The sequence below is a fragment of the Desulfomarina sp. genome, from assembly GCF_054039375.1.
The window spans coordinates 22,290-33,514 of record NZ_JBPLBA010000230.1 but is presented as its reverse complement, the minus strand read 5'-3'; the positions used below and the strand labels follow the sequence as shown (position 1 = coordinate 33,514).

The window sequence follows — 11,225 nt, the reverse complement described above, 5'->3', positions numbered from 1 at the left end:
AAGAGGAAATGAGACCACTGACGGCCAGGGGCAGGATGCCGATAAACAGGAAAGCCAGGACCAGTTTAACTCCGATTCGTTTGAAAAAACGGTGCAGTTTCATTTTTCCTCCTTTGAGTTTCTTCGTGTGGTTGAATTCAATGTCGTTAACTTGTGCCTGTCCATAGTTGGTCTTTTTGCCCGATATCTGCGTTGGCCGAAAAATTTTATCCTCGGAGGTAAGCGTAGACTCCGATATCAATTATACGCCTGCGATTCTTTTTGGGCATTTGCTTATAGATTCAGGTGAATATTTAATGAAGTCAACAGGGGGCGGGATTAACCGCCATCGTTTTGAGTATATGATTCGAAAAAAAGAAAAACAAATTATTTTTCATTTTAAAGGTGTTTCGTATTTGTCAGGGAATTGAAAAAACACACCTGTGAAAAACAATAGCTAGATCCTTTGAAGATAATTGTTCATTATGATAAAATCAGCAGAACATCTGCAGTTACTGGGAATAGTAATTAGTTCTGTCGAGGATTGTTTTGTTGTAATTTATGAGGAGGTCCGGGGGGGTATTTTTTATCCTGATATCTAGCAGTTCTTTTTATGTCAGGAAAGAGGTGGTGAATCTCAATGGATCTTTGACTTGAGTCAAAGATGTTTTTTGTATTTCGGGTAAGTAGAAAACAGGCGAAATATGCTTGTTGTCACAACTCTGGCGAAATAATATTTCATATTCGGAAACATATTATGGTTGTCGTTTTTTTGTTGCCTCCAGTTTTCAGTTTTGCCCTGATTACTGCGCATTTTTTCAGGATGGGATCTCCGGTGCTGATCCTCATCGCATTGGTTATTCCTCTCTTTCTTTTTGTCAGAAGAAAATGGGCTGCCAGGCTCCTGCAGGTTTATCTCCTGGTTGCTGCCGCTGAATGGCTTCGCACCCTTTTAAATTTTATGGAAATATATGAGAGGGCGGGAATGGACTGGGGCAGGCTGGCGGTAATTCTTGGACTGGTAACAGCTTTCACCCTCCTTTCTATAATGCCGTTTTTCAGTTCTGTTTTGAAAAAATATTTTCACCGGCAAACGATTGAGTAGCCGGCAGAAGAGAAATTTATCATTGATAAAATGTGCCTGAATAATTCTTTGTGCAAAAATTGTTGGTTTTTCATGAGAACATGGTATTAAGGGTGGAGAGTCTCAGGAGGGTTGGGAGGAGATTGAAAAGTTGTTTATGAAAAAGAGGGGGATATGTTTTTAGATGCTAAAAAGTACGGGATGATTCCCTATGTGATCCCTTTTGTTCTTTATCTTCTTTTCAGTCAGGTTGCGGCGCGGTATCATGACTTGTATCCCTGGTTATATATAGCTACAACTGTAATGGTCAGTGGTGCAGCGATTTATCTTTTAAGCGGACGGTATATTTACCGGGCCCATAAGGATCTCATGCCTGGAATTCTTTTCGGGATTGTCGGTATTGTCCTCTGGATAGTCCTCAGCAGAACACACTTTACCGAAACAGTTGTTTCCGGTCTTCCTGTATGGCTGAGGCCGGAACCCCGGCAGGGATTCAATCCCTTTGAATCTATTTCTTCTTCGCTGCTGTTATGGGTTTTTCTTTTAGCGCGTTCCCTCGGTCTTGTTCTTCTTGTACCTGTTGTGGAAGAGCTTTTCTGGAGGGGTTTTCTTCTGCGATGGGTTATTTCCGCAAACTGGGAAGAACAACCACTCGGTGTTTTTACCCTGCGTTCTTTTCTGTGGGTTGTTCTTCTCTTTACCCTTGCCCATCCGGAGTGGCTTGCCGCCGCAGTCTATTGTGCTCTGATGAATATCCTGCTGTACTGGAAAAAAGATTTATGGCTGTGTATTGTTGCACACAGTACCAGTAACCTGCTTCTTGTCATATATATACTGATGACGGGGGCCTGGGAACTGTGGTAAGCCGATTTTTCCCTGTTTTCTGTCTGTGAACTGGGCTCCCTGAAGGTATTTCTCTGTACTTTTGCTTCCCTTTACTGGTATAAAGCGGACTTAATTTTTGTTTTCAACAGTACCTGTAATTCATAGTTTTCCGTCTACGGGAGAAAATATCTGGTCAAATGTTATGCACACTCAGAAAAAAAATCATCTGCCGCAGTTACATAATGGTTCCGGCGATCAAGGGCGTCTGTTAATTTTTATTGTTGCTTATAATGCTGAAAATACAATTGAAAATGTTCTAAAGCGTATCCCTGTCACCCTGTCTGATCGCTACGATATCGAAGTCCTGATCATTGATGATTCATCCCAGGATAATACTTTTGAAAAGAGTGAGCTGGCTAAGAGGGCAGGTCTGGTTCCGTTTAAGCTCACTGTACTCTACAACCCGAAAAACCAGGGATACGGGGGAAATCAGAAAATCGGTTTTCACTATGCCGTGGAAAATGGTTTCGACTGGGTTGCACTCGTGCATGGGGACGGGCAGTATGCTCCTGAATGTCTGCCGGAACTGGTGGAGGTTCTGGCAACAAAAAAGGCTGAAGTCGTATTTGGGTCAAGAATGCTGGAAAAAAGGGCTGCACTGAAAGGAGGGATGCCCTTTTATAAATATGTGGGGAACAAAATTCTTACAACCTATCAGAATTTTATGCTTGGTTCTGATCTCAGTGAATTTCATAGTGGTTACAGATTGTACAGTATTGAAGCATTGAAAACTATTCCCTTCAGTCTGAACAGTAATGATTTTCATTTTGATACGGAAATCATCATCCAGCTGATTTTTGCCAGGCAGAGGATCATGGAGCTGCCGATTCCTACCTTTTACGGGGACGAAATATGCCATGTCAACGGCATTAAATACGCCTGGGATGTCGTAAAGGCAACTTTCCTTGCCAAGGTACAGCCTTTTCATATTTTTTATGATCCAAAGTTTGACTGTAAACCGGCAGACGAGCAGCAGGCCGCAGATGCCGCAGCAGAGGAGATGCACCTTGAGGCAATTCTGTCAAAAGAGATACCTGAACGTTCAAACATTATGCTTGTAGGTGATATTCCCGACAAGTTAAAGGAGCATTTGCGGGAGTGCGGGCATTTTGTGAATGTCAAAAGTGCCCGTTTTTTTCTGGATCATATGACGAGTGAGCACAGTCTTGATTATATTTTTCTCCTTGATGATTCCGTATCCCGTAATCCGGAAGAGATGGTAGCCAAATTGCGGGAAGTGTGTATGTATGCACCGGATTTGAAAATATGTGTGACCATAGCCAATATCGGTTTTTTCATGACCAGGTTACTGCTGCTTTTTGGTCGGTTTTCCTACACCAGGAGAGGAATTATCAATTTTAACAGTTTTCATTTCTTCACCCTGCGTTCGGCCAGAAAGATCTTTGTTCAGAATGGATTCGCAATTCAGGATATTCTCGGCCTTCCTGTACCCTACAGGGCAATATTTTCGTCAAATGGTCTGGCTGATTTCTTCACGTCAGTGCACAGGGGAATGATACGGATAAGGAGATCTCTGTTCAGTTTCCAGTTTGTCTTTTTTGTGACCCCACCCCCTTCCCTCCAGCATCTTCTGGCTTCCGCCATGGAAATTTCCGGAGAGAAATCAAAAAAAATAGACGAATGATTATTCCTTTGAGGAGATAAATATTTTTTCCACACGTTTTGAGCCTTTTGATCTGTCGCCCACCACGGCCACCGGTCTGAAGGCTTTTTTTATGCCATCGGTGATAATCATAACATTCTGGTGCCTGTCGGAAAGGCCGGCAGACTCAGCTTTTTTAACGGCTCTGAGAAAGGCGGGAATGGATTTCATAACGGGAGCACTGTATTTTTCCCGGTGTTCAATATTGTCCAGAAGAATAAATGCGAAGACTGACAGCAGGAAGAGAGAGGCAATCTGTATTTCATAACTGCTGAATTTCTTCAGGATGTGATCCGCCGAATATAGGATGAAAATCAGGTAGAAAAACTGGGCTGTTAATATATGGCACGGGTAAATTGTCTGGTAGAGCAGGTATTTTTTACTGAGAAAAAGAGGGGCAAACGAAGAGATAATAATAACAAAAAGAAGGGCTGTGGTTTTCAGGTAGAGTCTTTCTTTTCTGAGGATGAAGAACAGGGGGAGAAAAACCGCAAGAAGAAGGATTATTTTTTCAGTATTGACACTGTCCTTCATTCCCATGAGGAAAACTTGTGTGACCAGGGTCTGGAACCAGAGTGTAAGTATTTCAGTATTGAACAGGTTGCCAAGCATAATGGTGCTTTTTTCAACCGATAGAGCATAACTGACTGTTACTGCAATAATCCCCAGGTTTGTCCATGTTCTTCCCCTGAAAAAAAAGAGAGAGGTCAGGCAGAAAGGCACAGTCAGTACGGAATAGGGGCCTGACCAGATAAGGATCGTCAGCAGGACAAAGAAAAACAGATTAATAAAAAAGGGGAATTTCCAGCGCCAGAGGAGCAGAACAAGAAGGAGAAGAACCACCACATACATCTGAAATGTTAATGTGATGTAATAATAAATATGGTTCAGGCCGGAGAGGCCCAGGAGCAGGGGAGCTATAAGAAGGACAAACCTGTTCTGAAAAAGCCCTGAAAAGGAAACCGAAGCCACGGTGAGCACGCAGAGCAGGACGGCCACTGATTGATAAATACGCGGTTGCAGGAGAATATCGGCTCTAGCTGCCAGGAACGCAATAAAATTATTATAGATATTGTAGTATCCGTTGGGATGCTGGAAAATGGAGCTGAGGGATTTGTGGCCGCCATAGAAAAGATTGAAATAATGGGTGGCGTCTTCCACATAGAGTCCGGGTGCTGAAAAATTATCCCATGATCGGACCAGCATGATAATAATGTATGCTGCAAGACCAGCGAAAATATAGAATTTTTTACCGGAAAAAAACTTGTTTCGATCCTGATGGTATTCTTCCCGCCGGGAAAAGAGGGCAGGGAACTTTAATTGTGAAGTGCTCATTGAAGTTGAATGCCTGTTATGGATTAACAGAGTTCCTCAATTCTTGAGGTCACCTTGAATTTGTGATTGTTAATATGGGGTCGCAGTCAGAAAACGTCTCAGGCCTCTGTACATTTTATCAGCCTGTTCTGTCGAAACGGTCAAGGTCGGATCCTGATTTATCCTGCCGCACAGTTCAAGCCAGGACAGCAGTTTCTTGTTTTGGCCACGGTCAAAGAGCTTTTTCTTATAGCCTTCACTTGCAAGCTGGAGGGATCTTTTGGGGGCTGGAGTGCTTTGGCGCCTGTTTATAATATCAATTCCGTTTGCCTGGCAGAGGTTTCGTAAATGTTTCTCCAGAACAGCATTCATCAGAATGATTGCGGCTGCCGGAGTGTTCATTTCGATATAACCCCTGGCCATATCCATGAATTCCTCCAGTATTTCCAAGGTAATATTCCCTCTGGTGGTTTCCAGCCAGTTACCCTGCAGTTCCCTGGTGGCGGAAGTCAGGATGCCGATGCCCCGTTTTGTTCGACTGCTCCCAGGAATGGTTACTTCCGATTTAAAACAGGTATAATGCTGGCTTGTATCACCAAAAATCCGGCTGAGAAGGGAAAGCCCGGCTATTCTGAAGTCATGGAATTTCTGTTCATCCACAAAGGTCTGTTTCTGGAATCCCTGGGTTTCAGTGGCCAGAACTTTGTTTCCCATTTCTATTATGGCCTGAAGCTTTTCCGTCAGGTTTTCTTTGTTTTTCATAAGTTGATCAGTTTATTGTAATTGGTCACAGGGGTTGTAACTCAGTAATTTTATTACCTCAGTGGTACATTGAGTTTAAAGCACGGTTGTCCTGAAATAAGTCCTTCATATACTCTGTTCTTCCATTTTTTTCATCAGTCATGTGTCAAGAGAAAATTAATCGGCACAGTCACTCTTTTCGTTTTCTTTTTCGTCAAAATCATAAAGTCCAACAGCCCCGCAAAGAAGAAAGACTATGGCCACCAGGGGAGCGGCCCTGGGGGCCAGTGTCAGGAGGTTGTTGAGAAAAGCACTGGTGGTGTGAAGTTGAGGAGCAAGATATTTCAGGCCGCAGTAGAACAGAACAGCGAAAAGAATACTGAGCCACCATGGGAACCGGTGGCGTGCTGGTGTCGGGGGGGCTTCAGGTTTCACGTGTGTTCCTCCAGAATCATGGTAACCATTTCCCTGACCTGGGGGTTCTCGTCATTCTCCAGAAGGCGGACATGGGCGATGGCCTCTTTTGTGCCGATAATACCGAGAAGAGAGACTGCTTCTCCTCTCAGGAGAGGTTCTGGGTTGGCGAGGACCTGAATCAGTGACGGTATGGCCAGGACTGTTTTTTGGGGCTGGAGTTTAGCCAGTTCCTCAAAGAGGACAGAGAGGCCGAGGCGAACGCTGAAACGGTCATCCAGCAGCAGATCCCCGGTCCATGCATAGTAGGACGGTTCTCGGCGAAACATGGCGATGATGTTTTCCACGTGACCCTGGTCGAGGAAATCGGCGATCACTTTTTTCAGTTCCTTATCGCTTACAGTTGATTTTGTATTTTCCATAAAAGTGCAGGATTCAGGTTTCAGGTTATTTATGTTAAGATAAAATGCGGTCACCTTGAAAAATTGCTTTTTCGTTCTATTTTTACGTCACTGGAAAATGAGAAATGCTCATATATGGAAAATATGCTGCGCTTCTGGATTTCCCTGTTTCCTGACCTCAAACGAAAGTTCTGGTTTCCCAAGGCACTCACATGTCAGAGTGCTTCTGTTTGTTCTGAAAGGCAAGAAAAATCCAGGTTAATCTGAAAAAAACGAGCAGCAAAAGGGGGAGAATGTGAAAAAACGGTTTCGTTGTCTGTTCCCGTTGCTGCCTCTGCTGGCAGTAATCCTGCTGGCCGGTTGCGGGAAAACTGTCCATCGAACCCATGTGACGTCCAGGCCGTCCGGGGCCCTGCTGTTTCTCAATGACCGGATTGTCGGCGAAACACCCTGTGATGTCGTTGTGCAGCAGCGAAAGGGTGACTTTAATATTTATGCTTTCAAAGCTGTGAAGGAGGATTATAAACCGGCGAGGAAGGCATTCAAGGAGCAGCTTTATTACCAGACTGTGGATGATGTCGTTCCTGAAGCGGTTCATTTTGATCTGGAGAAGAGAAAAATATACAGAATCCACGTGACTTCCGTACCCTCCGGCGCTGTGGTTCTGTTAAATGGTGAGGTTATTGGCGAGACACCTTTTACGGCTATGATCAAGGAGAGGATCGGTGGCTGCAGGACGTTTGAATTTGTCGCGACAAAAGACGGTTATCAGCAGGCGAAAAAAGAATTGAAAGAATTTGCTCCCCAGAAGAACGGCGCTGTTTTTGAATTTCCTGAAACCATGCATTTTGATCTGGTAAAACGGCACTAAAGGTATCTTGAAAAACCAGTGTCACGTCAACGATCAAATGACGTACTATTGCGCTGTAATTTTTTGGGCCATTCTGCCTGCGGCTTTGAGCGCATAGTTGGGCTATGTAACATAAGCCGCAGGCGGGATGGCGCCAAAAAAAAGACAAGCAGGAAACGCCAGAGCAGTGTTGACGGGACACTGGACTTCCCGTTTGAGAACAAAGGAACCGGGGAATAAAAAAGTCCAGAGTTAATAAAATCATAGAGTTGCTGGCCCTGTGACCATTTCCTGTTAATCATATCTGATAATTTTTCTGTCCATTGCCACCATTTGGGCATATTCTCCTCTTTTGTTCAGTAGTTCCAGGTGACTGCCCTGTTCTATAATTTTCCCGGCCTGCATGACTATGATCCTGTCGGCACGGCGGATCGTGGAAAGCCTGTGGGCGATGATAATGGAGGTGCGGCCGGTGAAACTGTCGGCAATGGCCTCTTCCAGGATGTTTTCCGATTCCGTGTCAATAGCTGCAGTCGCCTCATCAAGAATAAGGATGGCCGGGTTTCTGCAGAGAACCCGGGCAAAGGCCAGCAGCTGTTTTTCTCCGGTTGAAAGTTCCTGACCACCTTCACCGATCTGAGTGTCAAGTCCTTCGGGAAGTTTTTTCACAAACCGGGCCATGCCGGTTTTCTCCATGATAATTTCCACATCGGTTCTTGTGCGGCCGGTGTCAAGAACGATATTGGCCAGGAGTGAATCCTGGAGGATAAATACATCCTGGAGAATGACTCCGATGAGGGTGCGCAGATCATGAAGAGCCAGTTCTGAAATATTGACGCCATCCATGGTAATGCTCCCTTTCTCCGGATCATAGAAGCGCAGGAGGAGGTTGACCAGTGTAGTTTTTCCGGAACCGGTGGTTCCCACCAGGGCGACGGTTTCACCGGCTTCGATTGTAAGTGACATCTCTTCAATGAGGGGAGTATTTCTGTCATACCTGAAGGTGATATTGCTAAACTCCAATTGCCCTTGCGGGTTGGTTATTTTTTTGGGCCGTAGTGGCTGTTTCAGATTACTTTTTCTGTCCAGAAGCCCGAAAATACGTTCCGCTGAGGCCATGGCCGACTGGACAATAGAGTATTTCTGGGAAAGTTCACGCAGGGGCTGGAAAAAAAGGCGCATATAAGAGAGGAAAGCGACCAGTTCTCCAAGGGTGAGCCGGTTTTTCAGGACTTCTCCGCCTCCGTACCAGAGGATCAGGGCTACAGCTGCAGAACTCATGAATTCGGTGAGTGGCATAAAGGTGCCGAACAGTTTGATCTGCCTGACTGCATGATGAAGGAAGCCTGCGCTCAGTTCCTCAAACTCCCGTCTGCTTGACTCTTCTCTGCCAAACAGTTGCAGAATGGCAATACCGGAGATGGTTTCGGACAGAAATGAGTTGAGTCGTGCCAGCTGGGTACGAATTGCACGAAACCGTTCCCTGGCCAGACGGGCAAAGGAGACCGTGATGATCAGGGAAAGGGGGACAAAAATGGTCATAAGGGCCGCAAGATTCGGATTCATCAGGTAGAGCAGAACAATGATTGCGCCCAGTCTGAGAAGATCATTAAACAGGGTGATGATGACGGAGGTGAACATCTCATGCATGTTCTGGATGTCATTTGTCAGCCTGGTGACAAGCCTGCCGGTGGGGGTTGTGTTGAAAAAGGCCATATCCAGGTCGAGCAGGTGGGAAAAGAGTTTCTGTCTGATGGTGTGCATAATCGACTGGCCTATCCACTCCAGAACCATTATCTGGCAGAAGGAAGCGATAAAGAGCGCACCTATGATTCCCCCGTAGTAAATGGCTGTCCGCATCAGCCCTGAAATTCTGAGATGATCCGGCATGTTGTAGTTTGTGATGAAATTATCGATTCCATTTTGCATCAGGTGGGGCAGGGCAAGGGTTGCGCCGGTGACCACCAGGGAGAGTAGAAGCGCCAGGGAAAGCTGGGGGAGATGGGGTCTGCAGAAAATAAAAATACGCCGCCAGAGCTGGAAATCTCCCAGGGAAATTGGAGTGCCCTCTTCGCTGTAGCCGAAGTTTTTCATCTCGCCCACCCAGTTTCGTCAGGGTTTCGCATCTGTTTATAGTACATGGAGCGGTACAGGTCGTTTGCGCGTAGAAGTTCTGTATGGTTCCCTTCGGCTTCCACACTGCCGTCAGCAAGAATGATAATACGATCTGTCATGGAGAGGAGTTTCGTGCGGTTGGAGATGACAATGACCACCTTGCCGGCAAAAAAATGTTTCAGACCGTGAAAAAGCTCCTCTTCCGTGGTTACATCAACGGCAGAGAGTCCGTCATCAATAAGTAATATTTCCCGGTCTGCCAGCAGGGCTCTGGCCATGGCAAGGCGCTGACGCTGTCCACCGGAAAGTTTTATTCCTCTTTCACCGATCATTGTTTCATATCCCTTTTCAAAGGTGAGAATATCTTGGTGGATAGCCGCTTTTTTTGCTGCCTCTTCCACATCCTGCCGGCTCGCCCCTGGTCGGCCCAGACGAATGTTTTCGGCGATGGACCTTGAAAAAAGAACTGGTTCCTGGGCAACATAGCTGATACGTGAACGAACCTGGAGCAGGGGATATTGATTGACATCGTGACCGGCGAAAAAGAGTTGTCCATCCTTTACCGGGTAGAGCCGCGTCAGCAGCTTGCAGAGGGTTGTCTTGCCGCAGCCTGTGCGTCCGGTGATTCCATGGATTCCGGGATCCAGGTTGAGGCTGAGGTTGTTTAATACCGGACGGGGGGAGGACGGGTAGGAAAATGTGAGGTTTCTCAGTCTGAATCCGGGTTGGTCAGGTTCAGGCCCTGTTTCCGGATCATGCAGCCGGGAGACACTTGTCACCAGGCCGTGAATCCGGCCGAGGGAAGTGGCTCCCCGCTGGACAAGATTGGCGACCCAGCCCACAGCCATTACCGGCCAGATAAGCATGTACAGGTAGGTGATAAAGGCAACGAAGTCGCCAAGGCTTATTTTCCCCTGGATGACAAAACGGCCACCGAGAAAAAGGACCACCAGCATTCCAATGTTGCCAACCAGGGTGGCAACGGGGCTGATCAGTCCCTGGATAGCTGCCACCCGAAGGTTATCTTTAACGTATTTTTTTCCAAGTCGGTCAAACTGTTTTGTCTGAAATCTCTCCATGGTGTAGCTTTTGATCAAGCCAATGGAAATAAGAGTTGATCTGGAGAGCTCTGTCAACATGGCAAACCGTTCCTGTACCGCTGAAAATCGTCTGTGCAGTTTTCCTGAGAGTATCCGTGTGCTGATGGCAAGGATGGGCATGGGGAGGAGGGCCATAAGGGTCAGAGCCGGATGAATGGCTGTCATGAAGCCGATAGCAGCCAGCAGCATGACCAGGGCATCAACTGCGGCAACCATTCCCATGCCGCAGGCCATCTGGATGGCTGCAATATCATTGGAGGAATGGGCCATCAGATCTCCGGTGGTCCGTTTTTCGAAAAATGGGCCGTCCATTGTGAGAAGATGTGTGAAAATTCGGTTCCTTATATCTCTTTCAAGCAGTCTGGAAAAACCGATGATCAGGTAGCGCCAGGTGAAACGGAGGACGACTACACCTGCGGCAATGGACACAATCAGCGCTGCAGGTGTCAGGAGTTCATGGCTGGATATTCCGGCCGTCTGGAGGCTGTCAACCGCCCTGCGGATAATGCGGGGAATGAGCAGCTGGAGAAAATCAACGGCAAGAAGAGCGATGAATCCGGCAAGCAGTCTCCACCTGTGTTTTCTATAGGTCGGTCCGAGCAGGGCACGGATCTGTGTCAAGGTGGTGCCGGGACGTATTCTCTTTTTCCGCTTGTCTGTTGTCTGTTGAGTTGTCAAA

General features: G+C 46.4%; 10 protein-coding genes. 4 read left to right on the top strand and 6 right to left on the bottom strand.

Annotation, left to right across the window (positions count from 1 at the left end; all coding sequences use genetic code 11):
- Positions 1–736 precede the first annotated feature (736 nt).
- From ACXLDX_RS12955 to ACXLDX_RS12945, 3 genes are all read left to right on the top strand, one after another.
- Positions 737–1,084: a hypothetical protein gene (locus ACXLDX_RS12955; protein ID WP_457577607.1), complete on the top strand. Its 348-nt coding sequence runs from the start codon at positions 737–739 to the stop codon at positions 1,082–1,084.
- A 153-nt stretch (positions 1,085–1,237) separates the two neighbouring features.
- Positions 1,238–1,927 carry a CAAX prenyl protease-related protein gene (locus ACXLDX_RS12950; protein ID WP_457577606.1) on the top strand — a complete coding sequence of 230 codons (690 nt, stop codon included), beginning with the start codon at positions 1,238–1,240 and terminating at the stop codon, positions 1,925–1,927.
- Between the two features lie 163 nt (positions 1,928–2,090).
- Positions 2,091–3,593: a glycosyltransferase family 2 protein gene (locus ACXLDX_RS12945; RefSeq protein ID WP_457577605.1), complete on the top strand. Its 1,503-nt coding sequence runs from the start codon at positions 2,091–2,093 to the stop codon at positions 3,591–3,593.
- Here the strand turns inward: ACXLDX_RS12945 and ACXLDX_RS12940 are convergent, their stop codons facing one another.
- The 4 genes from ACXLDX_RS12940 to ACXLDX_RS12925 all read right to left on the bottom strand — a co-directional run bounded on the left by ACXLDX_RS12940 (position 3,594) and on the right by ACXLDX_RS12925 (position 6,502).
- Complete coding sequence (locus ACXLDX_RS12940; RefSeq protein ID WP_457577604.1) at positions 3,594–4,946, bottom strand: hypothetical protein; 1,353 nt, start codon at positions 4,944–4,946, stop codon at positions 3,594–3,596.
- A 69-nt stretch (positions 4,947–5,015) separates the two neighbouring features.
- Entirely contained in the window at positions 5,016–5,687 is a 672-nt protein-coding gene (locus ACXLDX_RS12935; protein ID WP_457577603.1) for a hypothetical protein, read from the bottom strand.
- Between the two features lie 156 nt (positions 5,688–5,843).
- Positions 5,844–6,101 carry a hypothetical protein gene (locus ACXLDX_RS12930; RefSeq protein ID WP_457577602.1) on the bottom strand — a complete coding sequence of 86 codons (258 nt, stop codon included), beginning with the start codon at positions 6,099–6,101 and terminating at the stop codon, positions 5,844–5,846.
- Positions 6,098–6,502, bottom strand: coding sequence for a HEAT repeat domain-containing protein (locus tag ACXLDX_RS12925; protein ID WP_457577601.1), 405 nt, complete (start codon positions 6,500–6,502; stop codon positions 6,098–6,100). Before ACXLDX_RS12925 ends, ACXLDX_RS12930 begins: the two co-directional genes overlap by 4 nt.
- Before the next feature lie 274 nt (positions 6,503–6,776).
- Between ACXLDX_RS12925 and ACXLDX_RS12920 the strand changes: the two genes are divergently transcribed.
- Complete coding sequence (locus tag ACXLDX_RS12920; protein WP_457577600.1) at positions 6,777–7,352, top strand: PEGA domain-containing protein; 576 nt, start codon at positions 6,777–6,779, stop codon at positions 7,350–7,352.
- 273 nt (positions 7,353–7,625) lie between these two features.
- Here ACXLDX_RS12920 and ACXLDX_RS12915 read toward each other — a convergent pair whose 3' ends face one another.
- Both ACXLDX_RS12915 and ACXLDX_RS12910 read right to left on the bottom strand, forming a co-directional pair.
- Entirely contained in the window at positions 7,626–9,425 is a 1,800-nt protein-coding gene (locus ACXLDX_RS12915; protein WP_457577599.1) for an ABC transporter ATP-binding protein, read from the bottom strand.
- Positions 9,422–11,224: an ABC transporter ATP-binding protein gene (locus ACXLDX_RS12910; protein ID WP_457577598.1), complete on the bottom strand. Its 1,803-nt coding sequence runs from the start codon at positions 11,222–11,224 to the stop codon at positions 9,422–9,424. Before ACXLDX_RS12910 ends, ACXLDX_RS12915 begins: the two co-directional genes overlap by 4 nt.
- Position 11,225 lies beyond the last annotated feature (1 nt).